This window comes from Pedobacter glucosidilyticus DSM 23534, assembly GCF_000425145.1.
Classification (GTDB): Bacteria; Bacteroidota; Bacteroidia; order Sphingobacteriales; family Sphingobacteriaceae; genus Pseudopedobacter; species Pseudopedobacter glucosidilyticus.
Genome location: NZ_AULF01000018.1, coordinates 1 through 21,455 on the forward strand (window position 1 = coordinate 1; position 21,455 = coordinate 21,455).

Below are 21,455 nucleotides of genomic sequence, written 5' to 3' on the forward strand. Positions count from 1 at the left end.
ATCTGTTTTAATAATATTTAAATCACTTCCTAATGCAACTCCCGATTTTAAAACACAAGAAGCTGTAGCAATATCGATTTTAGATTCACCAGATGCAGGAATTATAACATCATTATCCTCGCTAAGTACTAATAAAGACTTTTGCAAATTCGTCTTCGATTTTATCTCTTTAATAACTTCACCATAATATGTATAAAGCTCACCATATCTTATGCAATCGTTCATTCCATCTTCAGTAATATCACTTTTTGAAATACCTTTCCCTTTTGAAAATTTTGCAACCTCCCCCAACCTCTTAACCTCCCATGCCCCCTCAAAGCCAGGAAATCTTAAATTGGGAACATTAGCCACACTTTTACCTATTTTTTTTATATTGGTCATACTACTATCTTCTTATGTAACATTAGGGATTGAATCTATTTGCATTTATATTTTTATTTTCTACCTTTGCACCAGCTCAGTAACCATTCCTTCATTGGTTGTAAGTGTTAAAGGAGTATGAGAAGCCGTTTAGTTCCACTAAGCGGTTTTGGTTTTTATATACGCTTCATATTCCTTTAATAACTTTTTCTTCCTGTGTTCTTTTTCAATAAAATAAGCGGTGATAAATAGATAGTAATCTTTTCTTTCAGTTAGTATCACGATATAATTTTCGGCTTCATTAAATAAAACAATTCGTTCGTCTTTTCCTCTTCTATTTTTCCAAATGAGTATTTCTTCATGTTTAAAATTTCCGATAACAAACTTTGGAAAACGTATTCTCTCCATTCTTCTAAGATCAGGTTGTCTATTGTTCTCATCTTCTCCTTCATGTGTAATATGATAAAATGTACGATGCATTCCGTCCACCTCTGGATATTTTCTCACAGATACTTCTAATCCTTCAAAAACAGGTTGGCTAACAATAAAATCCTGATAAAAAACTGAATAAATAGTTTTAAAATAAGATGGAAAATCACCTCCGAAATCATTGAAAGATATTAAATCCGGAAATACTAAACTCATACAAAATATGGTTTCTGGGGTTCCCAAATAAAAATATTGAATTTTCGCTCCTTCAATAAAGTGGATTTTGTTAAAGAATATTTAGAACGGTGCTTAATAAGATTGACTAATTCGTTTTTAGCTTTACTTTCTGCTAATCCTCTATTCACATAAGCAGTAGCTCCTACTAATAAGTCGGTTAATTGCAAAATTTCCACCTCATGAGACCTTACTTGCTGTACTTTTTTAATAATTTCCTTAGAGTAGTCATATTTATCATTCCTTAAAACTTGCTCGAGCTTATGTACTTTTTCTATACTTCTGGTATCCTTAATATCTATATAAATGTGATGCGAATTTTCAGGATTTAAAATGGCTTTTAACATCCCAAAATACATTTTATAGTAAAAAGTATCATGTGTATGATTGAACCTACCATAATCAATAGCAGATTTATTAGAGACAACTAATACCCGAAACTGCAAATCATCATCATCAAAAAAATAATTAATTACATCTTTATAATACTCAATTTTTGATTTAGAAACTTTGTTCCACTTTAATTCATAATAAGTACGATTCTCCCTGTCATTCTTCTTATTTTTAGGGATAAGGTGGTGTTTAGTCTTGAAGCTATACAAACGTTCAAAAATTTCCTCCTTCTTTTCAATTGGGCAATAGACCGCTCCTATGACCATTACTGGCTCTTCGTCATTCTTCAGATGGCAGCTTTCATCGCAGTATATGTTAATTGTTGGCTTCTTCATAAAAATCAAAAAACTAGGCCTAGTTCTTTCAGGTAAATATCAATTTCTTTATCAAGTTCAGCTCTTTTTGCCTCCAAAACCTTTATTTCTTGCATCACAGCATGAATATCAATTTCTTCTTGCTCCTCAAAAGTATCTACATACCTCGGGATGTTCAGGTTAAAATCATTTTCAATAACTTCCTTTAAAGTAGCTACATGGCTATATTTTTCAATAACCGTTCTATTACGGTAGGTATCAACAATTTTATCGATATGCTCTTCACGTAAAACATTTTGGTTTTTTACCTTTTCAAAGTCTTTACTAGCATCTATAAATAAAATATCATCTGGTGTTTCTCTACACTTTTTAAATACCAAAATACAGGTTGGTATGCTTGTGCCATAGAAAATATTAGCAGGTAAACCAATAACAGCGTCTAAATAATTCTTTTGTTCTATTAAATACCTACGAATATGTTGTTCTGCTGCCCCTCTAAATAAAACGCCATGTGGTAATACAATAGCCATTAAACCGTTCTCTGCCAAATGGTAAACCATGTGCTGCACAAAAGCAAAATCTGCTTTACTTACAGGCGCCAACTTTCCATATTGGCTAAAGCGGTCATCAGTTAAAAATAAAGGATTAGCGCTCCAATTTGCAGAAAATGGCGGATTTGCCACAATAGCCTCAAAGGGCATATCATTTAAATGCTGAGGGTGTTCTAAGGTATCTTCCTGCTTAATATCAAACTTCATGTAATGTACCCCATGAAGAATCATGTTCATACGAGCAAGGTTATACGTGGTACGGTTCATCTCTTGCCCGTAAAAGTTATTTACATCCTTAACCTCTCTGGCAACACGTAAAAGTAAAGACCCCGAGCCACAAGTAGGGTCATAAACAGATTTTAATCTGTTTTTACCTGTTGTAACAATTTTGGCTAATATTTTTGATACTTCTTGTGGGGTATAAAATTCTCCTGCTTTTTTACCTGCCCCACTTGCAAATTGTCCAATCAGATACTCATAAGCATCACCTAATACATCTAATTCTGTATTTTCTAATCTAAAATCAATTTCATCAAGATGGACCAATACTTTTACGATGATAGCATTTCTAGCTTCGGCTGTTTTGCCCAACTTAGTGCTATTCAAATCCATGTCTTCAAAAAGATTATCAAAATCTTCCTCACTTTGAGTACCCATTGTACTTAATTGAATATTGATTAGAATTTTCTGTAAATCTTCAAGAATAAACGTATTGGTATCGCTATTTCCTCTTTTTGCAATTTCGCTAAAAAGTTCAGATGGTTTTAGAAAATAACCTAAGGTTTCTAAAGCTTCTTCCCGTATAGCTTGTATATATTCTAAACCAATTTCTGTATTTTCTTTTATATCTCTGAACTGGATATGATCTTGCTTTAATATAGAATTAGCAAACATTTCCATTTTTTCTGCCAAGTACTTATAGAAAATAAATCCCAAAATATAATCGCGAAACTCATCGGCATTCATTTTCCCTCTTAGGGTATTGGCTATATTCCAGAGCTGCTGCTCTAGCATCTTTTTGTGTTCCTCTGACATTTGAATTTATTTAAAGAATTAAAGTTTTATAATCCTCAAAGTAGAATTTTCTAAAAATACAAAACTTAGCGAGTCTTAAAATAAAAACTTACTGATTTTATTTAGAACAAATAATTCTCAAGTATCATAAGAATTAATCTTCAATACCTCTATCCCCAAAATCAAGCAGTCCACTGCCATTCCCTACCATTAAAAGCTAAAACACTCCATTTTCATCATTATCAAAATCATAATATCGCCTCGACAAGCATTAGCAAAATTTAAAAGCTTGTTTTACTACCATTATCATTTTTTTAGAGCGCTTCGAGAGCCAATTCACAGTTTATTAAAAATATTCAAACTATTGTAAATCAAATACTTGAAAAGTATTTTTGAATAATCAAATTTTAGAAACTTATGGAACAAAAATTTACAAGACTATTTATTTACATCGCTGACCTCATGAGAATTAGCGGTAAAAGCGAACGCACCTGTAGCAAAATGATGAAAGATATCCGAAAGCAGTTTAAGCTACTCAAACATCAATCTGTAACTGTATTTCATGCCAGCGAGTTTTTTGGAATCCCTTTAGATCTCCTCAGACCGTACATCCTTTCCCTTACTTTCATCACAATTGCAAAGATGTAAAACCTACGCTCGTCTGGTCTGCTGTTAACTTTAAAAAAAACGATGAGTTAACAGCAGAAAAAAGACGAAGATTAACTTCCCCAATCATCCCTTAAGAAAACTATCAAAATACACTAAGCCCCCTTACTTACCGCTAGCTTACAGCAACCTTACGGCTACCTTACAGCTACAGCCCAGAAACTTTTTCTAAAAAAGTGCCCCTAAAGCCTAGAAACGAAGGCTCATTTTTAAACTTTACAATAAAAAAATACACTAAGCCTCCCCTAAAACACCTTTATTTTAAAAGCTAAACTTCTGGCAGATTAACGCTTCTCAAAAAAAACCTCATTACAAAAAAGCTGAAAAACCACGGATAACTAAAAAATGTCATAACCGCTCAAAAACACCAAAAACCTGCAAATACAAGCCATAAAACGCAATGTATTAGGGATTTACATAATACCTCTTTATGTTTGCATCACGCATCGCTTACCGGTAAATAAAGATGTAAAAACAGAGTAATTAATTTTTAAAATTCAACAATTATGAAAGTAATAGAAAATGATTTAGTCATGGGCTCAAGTGGTAAAATTGGTAAGATGCTTGTATTTCGTCAAGTAGCAGGTAAAACAATTATCGCCAAAAGAGGCATAAGAACTGCTCCTTTTACAGAAAACCAAGAAGCGATAAAAGAGCGCTTTAAAGAAGCTACGCTTTATGCCAAAGCAGTTACAAACGACCCCATACGTAAACAATGGTATGAAGCATTGGTAAAACCCGGACAAAGTGCCTATAATTTGGCTTTAGCAGATTTCTGTAAATCTCCAACGATAAAGAAAATAACCTTAACAGCCTATAATGGCCAAATCGGTAATGAAATCTTAATCAGAGCTGTAGACAATTTTAGCGTAGAAACAGTGCAAATAGAACTGGTGGATACCAACGGAAATAACATAGAGACCGGCGTAGCTTTATTACAGGAAAACGGACTTGATTGGATTTATACCGTTACAGCAAATAACCCTACCCTACTAGGTACTACAATAAGAGTAACAGCTACAGACTTACCGGGTAACCAAACGATAAAAGAAGAAGTAATTCAGGTTTAAAGCATTCTTTCAACAAACGACAGTAAAGGACATTGCTAAGCTTTCTATCAGCATTACAATATACTTTATCTTTATCGAGCTAAAATAAAAGGGACCGGAATTAACTCCGGCCCCTTTTAAAAATATCAATTAAAGCTCCTCAGCATGCTGAGTAATATCCAATCCGGCACTTTCCTCTTCAGGTGTAACACGTAAAGGACTAATTAAATCGGTAACTTTTAACAATATAAATGCACCTACAAAAGAAAACACTGATACGGCTACCAATGCAGCTAAGTGTACCAGAAACAGATGCGTTTCCCCATAAAAAAGACCGTTTCCTGTGGTATTGGCAGTATTTACGGCTTGATTCGCAAAAACCCCTGTTAATAACATACCTACCATACCACCAACACCATGGCAAGGAAAAACATCCAAAGTATCATCAATACTTGTTCTAGATCTCCAGATAACAACTAGGTTACTTACTACTGCGGCTATAATTCCAATAACCAAAGCATTAGAAACAGTAACAAAACCTGCCGCCGGAGTAATAGCTACCAAACCAACTACAGCCCCAATACAAGTTCCCACGGCAGAAGGCTTCTTACCCAACATAATATCAAAAAATACCCAAGCTATTGCGGCAGCAGCAGAAGCAGTAGTAGTAGTTGCAAGAGCGGTTGCCGCTAAGGAACCCGCACCTCCTGCTGAACCTGCATTAAATCCAAACCAGCCAAACCAAAGTAAACCAGTACCCAAAATAACGTAACTGATCCTGGCAGGTGTATGATCTGGCGTATTTCTTCTTTTTAAGTATAATGCAGATGCCAAGGCTGCCCAACCTGCAGACATGTGTACAACAGTACCTCCTGCAAAATCTAACACACCTTTTTCAAACAAAATCCCCATAGGATGCCAAGTTGCATGCGCTAAAGGAGCATATATAAAAATTATAAATAAACAAATAAAAATAAGATAAGAATTAAAACGTATACGCTCTGCGAATGCACCTGTAATTAAAGCAGGAGTAATAACAGCAAACTTAAGTTGAAACATAGCAAAAAGAACCAAAGGAACTGTAGGCATTAATGACCAGGAAGTGTTACCTAGCATACCCTTCATCATAAAAAATGTTGATGGATTACCAATAACACCACCAATATCTTCCCCAAATGCAAGGCTAAAGCCAAAAACCACCCAAATTACCGTAATTACACCCATACAAACAAAGCTTTGTAACATGGTTGAAATTACATTCTTCTTTCTTACCATACCCCCATAAAAAAAAGCAAGGCCAGGCGTCATTAATAAAACCAGAGCTGCAGAAACAAGTAACCATGCGGTATCTCCAGTATCTAATGTAGAATTCTCAACATTGTTAACATCAACAGAAGGGAAAATTAAAGCCAGTAAAAGCACAACAACCAATACGGCAAAAGGTAAAATCTTTTTCATTTTAAAATATTTTAAGTTAAAACCAATGGACAGATAACTATACCAAATGTTATCATCTGCTAAAAATGTTCATCAGGTAGGTTAATAATAAGTCAACTAAAAAAATACATGAAATGGAAATAGAAATAACTTTTGAAAAATAGAAAGGACAAATTGCATGGATGCTTGACCAATACAACTAAAACTTAGCGAAGAAATATCAAGCCTGTAACCTTCTTTTTTTAAAACCTGCGCTTGTAGCCTAAATTCAAAGTTTTTAACAAAAGTAGTTTCAAGAATAGCCTCTTGAATATGTCCAGCTAAAGAAGCTTTTTCATAAAAAGATACTTCAGAAGGAATTTTCTTATTTGAATTTCCTTCTAAACAAACAAAAAGACATGAAGCAATGCAATAAAATAAAATTAAGGCAAAAAACCTCATAACTATGACATAAATCAGTATATAATCATCAAAAGTATAATAATTATTGAAAATTTATAATAATTATACAAAAAATATGCGTAAAAAAACTAAAAAATTAGTAAAAACAATTATTTAATACAATAAAACCATTAAATTGATATAAAAAATTAAGAAGAAATCAAGAAATTAATAAAAACCTGAGGATTTAGTTCAATAAATCATGAATTTAACTAGGTAATGAGACTAGTGAGAAGAAAATGATTGCAGAAAAAGGGAATGATTTATAGTAAACCTAGAAACTGCCTTGATAAAAGCAGCATTCTCTTAAACATTATTTTATAAAGAAACGAAAATTAAGTTTTCCAAAAAATACGTTTGACAGTAAAAAATGAGGTTATTAAGGCTACCAACGTTGTAAATATGAATCCTCTGCTAACGCCACCCCAAGCATTAAAATTTAACGCATTTAAAAGTATTTCTGCATCAGTGATTTTTAATAAAGGAAGTAAAAAAAGAGCTCCACAGGTATAAGCAATCATAGGATTTTGCCCTACCTTAGCAATAAAATTAAAAACACTTTTAAAATAACCTCCTGATTCTAAAAACATAAAACTTACAAGAGTTAAAAAAGCTAGTCCACTACAAATAAAATAATAACTATAGGTTGATGGATCTTTTTTTATCCCCCCTTCAAAAGGCTCAAAAACCAAACCCAAAATAAGTAGGAAAATACCCCATCTTATAAAATTTTGAAAAAGTAAATGTAACGCTGCTTTTCTACTCAAGAGAATAATAAGTAACGAAAAACCTATAGTTACTAAAACATTTATGTTAAGTGCTCTGGAAAACAATAAAGTAACATTTATAACTACCAATAAAATAGATAAAACAGCTATCGCTAAAGTTGTAACTGATGATTTTATAACTACTTGCTTTTGCTTAGTTTCCAAAAGCCAATCGCCCGCAAAAGTACCCGGTATGATGATGAATAAATATTTGAGATAATAAAAACTATAGGCCCAAGGTATAGGCGACCACTTAAATACCTGACTTACCCAGCTATCATCAACCTTAGCAGAAAGAAATATACCCATAACAAGCGGAAGTATGGCCAGTCTTAATCCAGGTTTATACTGAGTTAAAATCCAGATAGTAGAACCAAACAATGCCATATTTGCCAGTACAATGATAATAATATCACTACGGTAAAAATCAAATCCATTTTCTTTAAAAGGGTAAAAAACAAGAAAAAGCATGGCGATAAAAAAAGCAAAAATTTGCCTGCCTATGGAAAAAGATTTACTTTCAAAATTGGTTTTAGAAAACAATAAAAAAAGAAGCATAAAGCAGCCTACAGAAAGTAAGTTTTCAGTCATCCCGGGACGCTCACTCATTACCCAAGCCCTCCCATGAAAGATAAATATTGCAAAAAAGACAAGTAAAACATAACGTTTAACTACTTGCAATAAAACAATAAAAATACCCGATTTTTCTAGCTTACTGCTTAAAGCAAGTGGAAAAGCTGCCCCCATAGAGAATAGAAAGAAAGGAAAAACCAAATCAACCCAGGTAATTCCCGCTATTTCAGGATTAAACACATACTTTGGCGGCGGCACTTGTGCATGGAACATCCATGCAGGCATAAAATCTGCAAAAGCGATACTTCCTGATAATACCATCAGTAAAATAGCCAACCCTCTTAAAACATCTAAGGATAAGAAACGACTGGTCGTATAATGATGAACTACTTTCATTTAAAAGTTAGCGATGATGATCATCTGGAAATTTAGCTTTATATGGATAAACTTCTTTAAAAACACTTTGTATTTCTTTGTTATTTAAAGCTTCGTTATAGAAAAATATTTCGCCATTAATATTCAAATCTCTATTAATTTTCAATTGTTGTTTCAATAAATCAGCAGACATTTTAATCTGATTACCCTCCATTAAGATGATGCCAGGGGCAAAAAGCTGTTTTGGACGATTGCTATTAACATAAGATAGCGCTTCTGATACTGTATTTTTATAAGCATCAGCACTATACCTATAACATTGTACTGCCAGCAAATCGCAAATACCCTCTTTTATCCAGTTAGGCCAATCCTGCATTAAATTTTCTTTACTCCAAGGGTAAGGATTTGGAGCAAAACTTACCATGATATCCTTTTTTAAAGCATGTGCAGCTTTATATAATCTTTTCCCAAACTGGTTCAAAATAGCAATTCGCCAATTTACCCAACTCTCTTCATTAAAATCTTGAGGCGGAAGGTTTCCTTGATGTTCAGCTTTATATTTAGATACTGTATAAGCATCGTAACCAGAATTTCTAGGCATAGCCGGTAAACGATCATCACCTTGTACACCATCTACCTCAGGATATAATTTTATTCCTTCTTCAATTAATTTTATCATATAATCCTGAACCTTTGGATGATATGCATTAAAATAAAAATCTTTTTGATGATAGGCTGCAGGCTTACCATCATTACCTATTCCCAGCCAATCAGGATTTTTTGCTAACAAAGGGTTTTTATCTGTAATAGGTTTGGTATCTCCCATAAATCCGTACTCATACCAAAAAAACACTTTAATATGGCGTTGATGCGCTAGGCGAATTAAATCTGCTACAGGGTCACCAGTAGGGCTTTTTAAGGGTTGATGATATTGACTCAGATACGGACTTAACATACTGGTTGCAGCTAAATTTTTTGAACCGGTATATTCCTTAATTACTTTACTAGGATAAATACTTTGCGTTTGTGCATAAGAAACCAGAAAGACCGCATTAAAATTCAAGCTATCCAGTAATCCTACAAATTTCTGTACATTTTCATAACTATGTAATACCTTAGTAAAACGTGGTGCAGGTACCCAAACACCTCTTACAGCTTCTATTTGTTTTACTTGGCCGTTAGCATGCAAAGCAATGGTAATGAGTAATAAAACCCAAATTCTTATTTTTTTATACATTCAATATTAGATTAATCCTGTGTGTTTGAAATACTCAAGAATTGACTGTCATTATAATTTTTTAATATTACGCGTTAAAACTCTATATCTATTTCTGATAAATAAAGATGTACAATTATGATAAACAGATGCAGTTACTTATAACACGCATCTGCTTATCATATTAAGCAATTATGGTCTATCCCACCAAATACGAGTTGTCATTGTGTTTGGCCCTTGTCTTTCAATAGCAGAATTATAACTCTCAGAGTTTAAATTAGCTTCTGTTTGTGGATATATGACTCTTCTTGGAACACTGCCAGAGGTTTCACCTTGATTAGGTATCGCCAATAGTTGCGGAAAACCTGTTCTGCGCCATTCTGCCCATGCCTCCATGCCATCAGGAAATATGGCCAAATACTTTTGCTCTATAATTCTTTGTAACGAATTATCATAAATAACATTCGCCTGTGTTAGATAGTTATTTATCGTTGTGGTATTATTAATATTTCTTTTTATAAATGAAGCCGTAATACCAGCATTATAAAAATCTTGAGCGTTACCACTTGCCCATCCTCTTTGTACTGCTTCTGCTTTCAGAAAACATACCTCGGAAAATGTTAATATATCTATAGGTGTACCTTCCGCTCTTATAAGATTTCCCATTTTTGAGTACAAGTTCTTAGCATTTGCAGGCTGACCCAATTGCTGTGCATTTAGTCCATTAATTAATCCTTCATAAGTTGTAGGAGTCACTCCTTCAACAGGAGAAGCATAAACTGCCAATCTAGGATCGTTTTTTGCCTTTAGCAAATCAACCATAGTTTTACTCACTCTTAACTCATCAAAATTGAATAAAATAGCTAATGGATAACGATTGATAAACTGTCCAGTTGGCTGGGTGTTCATTTGAGCATTACCAGCATTATCTGCAATAAAATTATTTTCTGTCATTAACTCTTCTACAATAGGTCTAGCGGTTTGAGGTGCTACTTTAGTCAAACGCATTGCTATACGCAGTCTTAAAGAATTAGCAAATCTTCTCCATTTGTTAAGGTCTCCATTATAAATTAAATCATTAGCAGTGAATCTGATTGGCTTAGTATTGTCAAGTGCTTGCGAAGCTTCCTTTAATTCTTTAAGCATATCATTATAAATAAATTCTTGAGTATCATATTTAGGAGTTCTTAATCCATCAAATCCTCTTCCTGCCTCACTATAAGGAATATCACCCCAATAATCCGTAGCTCTTTGAAAAAGCCATACTCTCCAAATTCTAGCCATATTAGTTTTGTTGCTCTGACTTGGGTCTGCCTCTGTTAAGCGGATTACATTCTGAATATTCACTATATAACTTGAATAATAAGTATTCCAGAAAGTAGCTATCCAGCCTGGATTACTAACATATTGGTCTGTTTGAAAACCCGGATTAACATTGGCAAAGTATTGCACAAATTGATCTGCATGAAGATTTTGACCTATTTGGTAAATATCCCAATTTAGAGTACCGTTTCTTAATGCACCAGAAAACAGGAGATCAGGAGAAACTTCAGTTGGATTTACAGGGTCAACATTCATATCGTCAAATTTCCCACAGCTTTGGAAACCAAGCATTAACGTGGTGAAAAATACGCTATATATTAATTTTTTCATGATTTTTTATTTAAACAATTACAACTTAATATTGAGATTAAAACCATAGCTTCTAGTACTAGGAAAGGCGGCAGATTCAATTCCTTGAACGTTAGTAATATTATAACTTGAAACATCAGGATCAAAACCTGGAGTACTACTTTTTAATAGAAGTAAATTACGCCCAACTAATGAGAAAAACGCATTTTTAAAAGGGGTTTTAGCTATCCATTTTTTAGGAAGATTGAAACCTAGTGTAAACTCACGAAACTTTATAAAACTGGCATCATAAACAAATGCTTCTGCAATTGCAGCATCTGGAGCACCAACTAATCTCCAATATGCCTCAGGATCTACAAATTTAGTATTTGGTGAAAATGTATTATTTCCATTATCTACTACACCATTTACTAGATATCCTCCTGTTCCATTGTACCACGCATCTCTTCCTTCTGTTGTAAATGATGCATTACCATTTTGAGCAGCATATATATTACTTAAAGAGAGAATATCCCCTCCTTGACGCATATCAATTAAAAAACTTAATTTCAATCCTTTGTAAGTAAAAGTGTTATTAATACCGCCAATCCAGTCAGGTAAATAATTTCCAATAACCTCATCCACATCGTTACGGAAAGGTAATCCATTAGCCCCAACTAAAATGTCTCCATTTTGATTACGTTTAAAACGACGACCTCTAAAATCTCCGAATGGGCTCCCGGGAGATGCTGCTACAGTTATATTTCTATCATTACCTATAAAAAAATTATCTACACCACCTGCTGTTGCTACAATTTTAGATCGGTTTCTAGACCAATTTACTCCAATATCCCACTTTAAACCATTGTCTATCCTTACCGGAGCACCTGTAAGGAATATCTCTACTCCACTGTTTTGCACATTTCCTGCATTAATCAAACTAGATGTAAACCCAGAAGTAGCAGATATAGGAGGTGTAAATATTTGGTTAAATGTATTCTTTTTATAATACGAAAAGTCAATTCCAATTCTGCTATCAAAAAACCTAACATCAGTACCAAATTCTATAGCTCTGGTAATTTGAGGTTTCAAATCAAGGAATGGCAATTGAGGCCTTAAGGTAGCAGAACCTTGTCCTAAATGTGGCAAACCAAGGTTATAGTTCAAAGAAAGTTGGTAGGGCTGTGCGGCACCACCTACTTCTGCAACAGAGGCTCTTAATTTCGCGAAACTTAAGATATTACTCTTAATCTTAAATGCATCGGTTAACAAGAAACTTAAACTTGCAGAAGGATAGAAGAAAGAACGATTCTCTTTTGAAAGCGTTGAAGACCAATCATTCCGAGCGGTAAGATCTAAGTATAAATAACTTTTGTAACCAAATTGCGCAGTACCGTATAAAGAGTTAGTTTGTAGTTCTGCAAAACCATATAAAGGAACTTGCGCTGCTCCATTTCTGATTGTAAATAAATTTGGCACCAATAAACCACTGGTTTGAGCACCTATTTCCTCTCTTTTGAAAGATCTAATGTTACCTCCTGCTGTACCAGCAAAGGAAATATTCGTATTTATAGCCTTATTAGCAACAAATAAAAAATCTGTATTTGTTTCCTGAACAGTATGTGTAGTGATTACATACTTAGCTCTATCAACAGAACTCTCAAATAATGTACGTGTAGCTGTACGTTCCTCTATCTTTTGAGTGCTGTAATCTGTTCCTGATCTTAGTTGTAAACTTAACCAGTTATTAAATTGATATTTTAATGATAAAAACCCAATAAACTTATTTAAGTTATCATTATTGGTATTTTTATATACAGACCAAAAAGGGTTTTGTCTGCGACTCGTAAGAAAACCATTAGCAGGGTCTACGCCTGTTTGAGCCCATGTTACTGGATTACCGTTTATATCCTCAAAATCTCTTAAATCATCCAAATTAATACTTCTGGGCATAAATAAAAATCCATAAACCGGATTATCAGGATTATCTGTAAGATTTGGTCGGTTAAAAGATTTTTGATTGATATAATTGATTTTTCCATCAACAGATAACTTATCTGTAATCTTTGCAGTAGTTCTTATGTTAAATGACGCTCTGTCTAATCTATTGTTAGGCAGAATTCCTTCATTATTTAATATCCCAACAGAAAAACGAGTTTGTATCTTATCGTTTCCAGCATCTAAAGACAATACATTATTATAAGACTGACCTGTCTCATAAAAGTTTTTAATATTGTTGGGTTGCGGAGAATAAGGTCTCAGTTGACCTGTCCAATCAATAACTTGCTGACCTACCATACGAGGCCCCCAACTTGATTCTATATTACGGGGAATAAAAAGCTGATTTTGTGAATTTACAGGTAGAGCTCCGCCTACTCCCTGTCCATATTCATTTTGAAAATCAGGTAATACTAAAGGATTTTCAAAAGTAACATTTGAACTAAAACTCACTCCAAATTTTTTAGACCCTGTTTTTGTAGTAATGATAATAGCACCAGCAGCAGCTCGTTCTCCATAAAGTGCAGCAGCATTTGGACCTTTAAGAACGTTAACAGATTCTATATCCTCAGGATTTACACCACCTACACCGCTTCCATAATCTATCCCACCAAAACGACCAGGCGTTCTATTATTTGAATTATCTAAAGGTATACCATCTATTACAATCAGTGCATTATTATCAGTACCCGTTAAAGAGTTAGCCCCTCGGAGTACTACACGAGATGAACCGCCCACGCCTGTTGCAGATTGAGTAATTTGTAAACCAGCAACACGACCTTGTAATGAGTTAAGTACATTTACCTCTTTTGCAACAGATAAATCTTCTCCGCTAACCTGTTGGGTAGCATAACCCAGTGATCGTTTTTCTCGCTGAATTCCTAATGCTGTAACTACAACTTCATTTAAAGAACGTACATCTTCTTCCAAACTTACATTAATATTAGTTTGATTTTGAACTTGTACTTCTTTTTCTAAAAAGCCAAGATAAGAAAATACAAGTACATCATTAGCTTTTGCCGTAATGCTGTAAGATCCGTTTACATTTGTTACAGTTCCTGTTTGTGTTCCTTTAACTTTAATAGCAACACCGGGTAAAACTAATCCCTCGTTGTCTTTCACAATACCATTAATTGTTGTGGTCTGGGCATTTACTGATAAATGATCCGCCATAATACAGCAAATCAGAAACAGACACATCATTAATTTACTGTGCTTGGTAAAAAAATGTCTCATAATTTAATTTTTAAAATAGGTTACTTGTTTATATTGATTAAAATTTCAATTCTCTATTTAACTTCCTCCACTGAGATATTTCATAATAATTAGGTTTAATTTTTAAGGATTGGATACTGGCCTATCTGTTTTGGTTAAACCAAAAGCCTTATTTGGCTTACTGCCCATCGTATATTCTAATGTTCCACCGTTCATGATATCATCATACATGATGTAAGATTTTGTATATGCTTTGCCATTGAGTTTAACTGATTGTATATATTTATGAGTTGCACTATTATGAAGTGCAATAATTTTGAATTTTTTACCATTATTAAGCGTAATATTTATTTTATCTGCCAATGGAGACCCAAAAACAAACATTCCATTAACCGGATTTACTGGATAAAAACCCATAGATGAGAAAATATACCATGCAGACATCTGTCCACAATCTTCATTACCTATTAAACCATTTGGTGTGGCTTTATAAAATTTATCAAAAACTTCACAAACCTTTTCTGCTGTTTTCCATTGTTGCCCTACAAAAGGGTATAGATATAGAATATGATGGCTAGGCTCGTTTCCGTGAGCATATTGCCCTATCATACCTGTAATATCTATAGAAGCTCCTTCATTTAAATCTGATTTAACTGTAAAAAGGCTATCTAACTTGGTGGTAAATTTATTTTCGCCTCCAAATACGTTTATTAACCCTTCAACATCATGTGGTACCAACCAGGTATACTGCCAGGCATTACCTTCAACATAATCATCTTCCATGTGTATGCTGTGATATGGATTAAAATTTGCTCGCCAACTACCATCAGATAATTTTCCACGCATAAAACCTGTACTTTTATCAAAGTAATTTTTATAATTCTGAGATGATTTAAAATAAGTTTTGAAAGCCTCCTTTTTACCTGTTTGTGCAGCAAATTTTGCTATAGCATAACTATCTATAGCATATTCTAAACCCTTAGCAACAGACCAAGATTCTTGATCAGCAGAAATATAACCTTGCTCGCGTGTATCTTTTAAACCTAATTGATTATAATCTTCAAATCCTTTAATCGCGTTCCAAACCCTTTCTTGACTAAGATTAAAACCCTTTAAATAAGCATCTACAACCACCGGGATAGAATGAAAACCTACCATAGTACCCGTTTCGTTTCCAACCAGATGCCATACAGGCATAGTACCTTGCTGCTCTTGAATAGCTAATAAACTATTAGCATAGTCAGCAACACGTTCATCTGTTAAAGTATATAAGGGGTGTACAGCCCGATAGGTATCCCATAAAGAAAAAATGGTATAAGGTGTAAAACCTTTTGCTTGGTATATCTTACCATCTGCACCACGGTAGTCTCCATTTACATCACTAAACACAGACGGAGCTATTTGCGAATGATATAATGCAGTATAAAATTGCGTAACAATGGTTGAATCTTGCGCTTCAAAATCAAATTTAGATAGTGATTTATTCCAGGCTTCCTCTGCCTTAGCTTTAGTTTGTTCAAAATCCCAACCTGGCATCTCAGTTTTTAAATTTAATGCTGCTCCAGCCTCAGACACATAAGAAATACCTGTTTTTAACAAAAGAGGTTGGTTATCATTTTCAAAATTTAATATGGTGTTAAGCCTAATCCCATTTGCTTCTTTAGCATATACGGTATCTGCACCTGATAAAATCTGATGTTTTAAAATGGGTTTAGAGAAAACTGTAGTAAAATAAATCTTATGGTCTTTTGCCCATTCATCAGAAATACGGTAACCGGATATAGTAGTATCATTCAAAATTTTAATACCTGCATCTAAGGTTCCTTTTCTGGAAAGGATAGATTGTACACTTTCCTCAAGATTCACGATAACGTTGGCTTCACTATTTTTAGGAAAATGATATCGCTGCAAACCAACTCTTTGGCTAGCAGTAAGCTCTGCTTCTATTTGATAACGCTTAAGTTTAACCTGATAATAATGAGGCTTTGCAATTTCTGTACTTTTATCAAACGTAGAGAAATAAGTCTTTGCAAAACTTGCCGTATCTTTCATAGGCCGAGAAGGCAGCTTACCCACTGGCATAAAGATTATATCTCCCAAATCTGCTATACCAGTACCACTTAGATGTGTTTGCGCAAAACCTATAATGGTAGAATCTGAATCATGATAACCAGAACACCAATCCCACCCTTTAGTTAAATTATTAGGTCCTAATTGCACCATACCATGTGGCACAGAAGCTCCTACAAAAACATGTCCATGCCCGCCAGAACCAATTAGTGGATTAACAAAATTCAAATAATTATTTCCCCTTACTTTAGATGTTTTAGGATGGCAAGCCAAAAACAATAAGATGGGTGAAATAATTAATAAAATATGTTTTTTTTGTTTAAACATCTATTGTTAGTTAAAAAATTAAAAAAGACAATTCTCTTAATTTATGACCGATATTCTTTTATCTCATTCTTTAAAAGATAATTATTGGGCGTATATTGCTAAAACACTAATAATTAAAGGCTACCAATTACAACACAAGATATTATTTTTTTTTAATATATAAAATTACTTTAATATTTTATTTTAAAAAGTTATTTAACACAATTATTCCACGAAGCAATCATGTGTATTAAAATTTCTAATGATTTAAACGAGCTGAAGCGATTGCTTTAGCTCAAAGGTTTTATAAACTTGAAACATCGCTCTAGGGGCATGGAAACAGCCTTTCCATTTACCACCTTTGAGGTTAATCAGAACTTCTCCACGCCTGTTTAGATAGCCATACCACTCTCCATATTCTTCGTCTCTAAAGTGCTTCCAAGAATATTCATGAAGTTTCTCAAACCAATGCTTAGCTTGTTCATTACCTGTTAAAGCCCACGCTTTAGCCATACAAACTAAGGCTTCTAGGTGTACCCACCATAATTTTTGATCCCACTCTAGCTGTAATGGCGGATGACCTTTAAAATCAAGAAAGTAAAATATACCTCCAAAATCTTTATCCCATCCATATTCTAAAGTTTTTATAGCAATTTCTATAGCCTTATTAACTAGGTCTTTATCATTTAAACGAACGCCTAAATCCATCATAAACCACATAGCCTCAATGGTATGCCCTGGGTTTAACAAACGCCCCTCGAAAGTATCTGAGAAAGACCCGTCTTTATTAACATTCTCGAATATCACTCCGTATTCTGGTTGGTAAAACACATTCATAACTTCATCTATAACATCTGCAATTAAATTGTCTACCAAGCTTTTATCAAGCAAATGTTCTATCTCTAATGATAAATTACTAAGAATCATCGGTAAAGAAAAATTTCTTAATTCACGTGTTCCCGGATAAATTTTATTGTATTTACCTTTTGTATTATCTCTTCTTTTAAGAATGTTTTCAAAGGTATTTTTAGCGATATCTGCATATTCATCTTTACCGGTAGCAGTATAAAGCGCTCCAAACCCCATAGTGGCAAAACAATCTGAAAAAATATTATAAGGCTGCACCAAAGGTTTTCCTTCCTGGTTTAAAGAAAAATACCAATCTCCATGAGCATCTCTGCCATATTTTTGCATAAAGCTGGCGCCATGCTGCGCCATTGCCAAATACGCTGGATTTGCTTCCAGCTTATTATAAAGTGTTGCAAAAGTCCATACTTGCCTGCCTTGCAACCACATAAATTTATCTGTATCAAAAACATTACCGTACCTGTCTAAACAGGTGAAAAAGCCACCATATTTCTCGTCTTTAGAATGCTTCATCCAAAACGGTATAATACTTTCTATGAGCTCTTTTTTATAAACTTTACTATAATTATCCATGTATTTGTGTGTATTTATTTTAATAATGTTTTTCGATATTCTTGATAGCGGTTATAAAGATGTCCTGCTTGTAAATAAGCGGATTGAGGACTCATAAAATGCGAAAACTCGAAAGTAATGGCTTTATCATATCCTGCGGCTGCCGCAGCTTCTAGTTTCAAACGCATCTTATCAAACTTGATAGGTAAAAACTTGATAGGCATATCCCTATCAAATGATTCTACATTAGTCCAGCATTGTAGACCAAACTTATCTGCAAGTTTTTTATTGACTTCAAAAAATGCGGGTAACTCATGATAATCAACATGCCCATCTTGAAAAGCAACAGCGTCTATTGCTCCAGAAATACCTTCAAAAATTTCACCCCATTCTTCTTCATGCTCTTTTACAGAAATGGCATCGGCTTTACTCAATCCCGAAGTATGAGCCATAACAGCTTTTCTGCCATCTATATAAGGAGAGATTAATGTAGGTAAACCATTACTTATATCTTTGCACTGCATCCCCAAAGTTTTAAAAGCTTGTATAGAACCTTTGGTTTTACGACTAATTTCTGTACTCACATACCAACCACTAAAGCTTTTGTGATGCCCATATTTAGTCCAAACTTCATCTACTACATATCGGTTAGCATCTATTTCTGCTTGTAAATTGCCAGTATCCCAAAAAATACCGCTATCGTATAAACCAAAATAAAATTTCATCTCGTACTTATCAGCAAGGCTCAGAAAAAGCTCTAACAGATCTACAGAAGGTTTATAACAACTGTAATTTTTTATCAAATATTCAGAGGGATAAGTAATAAATTTTCGGTAGCCGCTACGGATCATGATGACCGTATCAATACCAATAGCTTTCATATAGATAAAATCTTGCTCCCACTCTTTCTCACCCCAGTTTTGATGAGGAATATCATGCGAGATTTCATCTATAAAAGTTCCGGTTATTTGCATTCTTAAAATTTTAATCTTGTTTTATCTGATGTATTTTAAAGACTTTAAATAATTTGCCCAAATGATGTAAGCATTGGGCTGTAAGTGCAACCCATCAGTTGATAGCTCTTTTTCTAATTGCCCATCTTTTCCTTTTAGTGCGGATTGATGGAGATTTACATAAGTACAACCATACTTCTTGGTTATCTTCTGAATTTCTTCATTAGCTTTATGGATACGCTCATTCGTGATTTTAGCATAAATTGCAGCTAACATTCCCTCATTTACAGGCAATATGCTTTGTACATATAATTTAGTTTTAGGGGATGTTTGCACTATAAGTTTGACGATTCTTTCGTAACTTATACCAACATCTTCTATACTTGCACCTCTTTTAATATCATTTACGCCAATGGCTAAAAATATTTTCTTGGGTTTTTGGGCCAAAATAGCAGGCAAACGATGGATAACACCATAGGTAACATCACCACTTACACCACGATTAATGATATTTTTAGCATCAAACAGTTCTGTCCATTCACCAACCTCTGTTATACTATTACCTAAAAAAACAATAGCATTCTTTTTCACTGGTAAAGCTTTAAAATAAGCTTCCCTTTTTAAAAAATAAGGACCGGCAAAGCTAGTATCAACCGTTTGTGCAAAGCTTAAGTGTACCGAAAGGCAAATCAGCAGCAGCATAAAAATTTTAATTAATCTTTTCATCTTAATCCTCAACTTCTTCTTCAACTTTTTGTAAAGGCACTAACCAGGTCACTAAAAATGCAGGTATAGTAGCTATCATCACCCAAATAAAAAATTCTTTATAACCTAGATAATCACTTACAAAGCCACTTACCATAGAAGGAATCATGAATCCTAAATTCATTAATCCACTACCAAAAGCATAGTGTGCCATTTTATATTTTCCGGGAGCAATGTTTTGCATCATAAATAAAATCAAACCAACAAAACCAAAACCATAACCAAAATACTCTATGGCTACAGCAGTACCAATAATCAACTGACTTGTGGGTAAAGTGATGGCTAAAAATGCGTAAGCCGCAAAAGGAAGGTTAAAAAAGCAACATAAAATAAGTAAAGTTTTTTTTGTCAAACCCTTATTAGAAACAAAATAACCTGCTGCAATAGAACCTAATACAAATGCAATAGCACCAAAAACTCCGTATAACACACCTATTTGAGAGGTGGTTAGCCCCAAACCTCCTTCTGCTCTGCTAGCTTTAAAAAATAAAGGCGTAATCTTAATAGCTTGCCCTTCGGCAAAACGATAGAAAACAATAAAAGCCAAACTAAACCAAATATTTTTTTTCTGAAAAAAGGTTATAATAACATCCTTAAGCGTACTTAGGCTTTCTTTTGCTGAATCTACACTTTGCACTTTCTCACTATCAGGAAGCATTTTCATATTGTAAAATCCCAATAGCAACATGATAATACCATAAGCAAACATCACAATCATCCAAGCGTTAGCAATTCCTACTTTATTTTCAAGCTCGCCAGCTAAATAAACCAATACCCCTCCAGAAAAAACTTTAGCTATATTATAAAAAGCACCTTGCCAGCCTACAAATTTGGCCTGTGACTTTGCATTTAACTCGTTTAAATAAACGCCGTCTGCCGCAATATCGTGGGTAGATGCACTTAAAGCTATGATTGCCAATACTGCAATAGATACACTAAAAAAATGGTCTAACTGTAATGATAATCCTACCAAACCAAATAATAAGCCTGTTAAAATCTGTGTAGCATATACAAAAAACTTTTTGGTTTTATACATCTCCAAAAATGGCCCCCATAAAGGTTTCAAAGTCCAAGGAAGCATAATTAATGAAGTCCAGAAGGCTATCTGAGAATCCGAAACTCCTAAGTTTTTGTACATGATAGCACTTGCAGCAGCTAGTGCAACAAAAGGCAAGCCCATAGCAAACCATGTTGATGGAATCCAATAAATTGGACTTCTTTGAGTGAGTTTGTTTTGAGCCATATAGTGTTTATCAAAAAAATTATTACCGCTTATATTGATATTTAAAGATTTTTAAA

The 21,455-nt window shown here is 34.0% G+C and carries 16 protein-coding genes; 1 reads left to right on the forward strand and 15 read right to left on the reverse strand.

Going from position 1 to position 21,455, the window contains the following annotated elements; all coding sequences use genetic code 11:
- The 4 genes from H510_RS0107580 to H510_RS0107595 all read right to left on the reverse strand — a co-directional run.
- The coding region (locus H510_RS0107580; RefSeq protein ID WP_026903773.1) for a restriction endonuclease subunit S at positions 1-381 on the reverse strand (381 nt) is incomplete at its 3' end.
- A gap of 138 nt (positions 382-519) precedes the next feature.
- Positions 520-1,005, reverse strand: a complete 486-nt coding sequence (locus tag H510_RS0107585) for a hypothetical protein (RefSeq protein WP_026903774.1) — start codon at positions 1,003-1,005, stop codon at positions 520-522.
- On the reverse strand, positions 1,002-1,751 hold the full coding sequence (locus tag H510_RS0107590; protein ID WP_026903775.1) for a DUF3800 domain-containing protein: 750 nt from the start codon (positions 1,749-1,751) through the stop codon (positions 1,002-1,004). The genes H510_RS0107585 and H510_RS0107590 overlap by 4 nt, the downstream gene beginning before the upstream one ends.
- A gap of 5 nt (positions 1,752-1,756) precedes the next feature.
- A complete protein-coding gene (locus H510_RS0107595; RefSeq protein WP_026903776.1) occupies positions 1,757-3,316 on the reverse strand; it encodes a type I restriction-modification system subunit M in 1,560 nt (519 codons plus the stop codon).
- A gap of 1,151 nt (positions 3,317-4,467) precedes the next feature.
- On the opposite strand from H510_RS0107595, the gene H510_RS0107605 reads away from it, so the two are divergent.
- The gene (locus H510_RS0107605; protein WP_036692277.1) at positions 4,468-5,031 is read left to right on the forward strand and encodes a hypothetical protein; all 564 of its coding nucleotides are present in this window, start codon (positions 4,468-4,470) and stop codon (positions 5,029-5,031) included.
- Positions 5,032-5,160: 129 nt separating this feature from the next.
- Here H510_RS0107605 and H510_RS0107610 read toward each other — a convergent pair whose 3' ends face one another.
- The 11 genes from H510_RS0107610 to H510_RS0107660 all read right to left on the reverse strand — a co-directional run bounded on the left by H510_RS0107610 (position 5,161) and on the right by H510_RS0107660 (position 21,399).
- Positions 5,161-6,468 carry an ammonium transporter gene (locus H510_RS0107610; RefSeq protein ID WP_026903778.1) on the reverse strand — a complete coding sequence of 436 codons (1,308 nt, stop codon included), beginning with the start codon at positions 6,466-6,468 and terminating at the stop codon, positions 5,161-5,163.
- A gap of 96 nt (positions 6,469-6,564) precedes the next feature.
- Positions 6,565-6,888, reverse strand: coding sequence for a hypothetical protein (locus H510_RS0107615; protein WP_026903779.1), 324 nt, complete (start codon positions 6,886-6,888; stop codon positions 6,565-6,567).
- A gap of 335 nt (positions 6,889-7,223) precedes the next feature.
- Positions 7,224-8,624, reverse strand: a complete 1,401-nt coding sequence (locus H510_RS0107620) for a DUF5009 domain-containing protein (RefSeq protein WP_026903780.1) — start codon at positions 8,622-8,624, stop codon at positions 7,224-7,226.
- Positions 8,625-8,631: 7 nt separating this feature from the next.
- A complete protein-coding gene (locus H510_RS0107625; protein ID WP_026903781.1) occupies positions 8,632-9,840 on the reverse strand; it encodes a glycoside hydrolase family 10-like protein in 1,209 nt (402 codons plus the stop codon).
- Positions 9,841-10,011: 171 nt separating this feature from the next.
- Complete coding sequence (locus H510_RS0107630; protein WP_081659228.1) at positions 10,012-11,472, reverse strand: SusD/RagB family nutrient-binding outer membrane lipoprotein; 1,461 nt, start codon at positions 11,470-11,472, stop codon at positions 10,012-10,014.
- An 18-nt stretch (positions 11,473-11,490) separates the two neighbouring features.
- Positions 11,491-14,664 (reverse strand): SusC/RagA family TonB-linked outer membrane protein, encoded by a 3,174-nt coding sequence (locus tag H510_RS18465; protein WP_081659229.1) that lies wholly within the window; start codon positions 14,662-14,664, stop codon positions 11,491-11,493.
- Positions 14,665-14,766: 102 nt separating this feature from the next.
- The gene (locus H510_RS0107640) at positions 14,767-17,040 is read right to left on the reverse strand and encodes a GH92 family glycosyl hydrolase (RefSeq protein WP_026903783.1); all 2,274 of its coding nucleotides are present in this window, start codon (positions 17,038-17,040) and stop codon (positions 14,767-14,769) included.
- A gap of 246 nt (positions 17,041-17,286) precedes the next feature.
- Positions 17,287-18,459: a n-acyl-d-glucosamine 2-epimerase gene (locus H510_RS0107645; RefSeq protein WP_026903784.1), complete on the reverse strand. Its 1,173-nt coding sequence runs from the start codon at positions 18,457-18,459 to the stop codon at positions 17,287-17,289.
- Positions 18,460-18,473: 14 nt separating this feature from the next.
- Positions 18,474-19,412, reverse strand: coding sequence for a DUF4434 domain-containing protein (locus H510_RS0107650; RefSeq protein ID WP_026903785.1), 939 nt, complete (start codon positions 19,410-19,412; stop codon positions 18,474-18,476).
- 21 nt (positions 19,413-19,433) lie between these two features.
- Positions 19,434-20,117: a GDSL-type esterase/lipase family protein gene (locus H510_RS0107655; protein ID WP_051291110.1), complete on the reverse strand. Its 684-nt coding sequence runs from the start codon at positions 20,115-20,117 to the stop codon at positions 19,434-19,436.
- A 1-nt stretch (position 20,118) separates the two neighbouring features.
- Positions 20,119-21,399 carry an MFS transporter gene (locus tag H510_RS0107660; protein ID WP_026903787.1) on the reverse strand — a complete coding sequence of 427 codons (1,281 nt, stop codon included), beginning with the start codon at positions 21,397-21,399 and terminating at the stop codon, positions 20,119-20,121.
- Between the last annotated feature and the right edge of the window lie 56 nt (positions 21,400-21,455).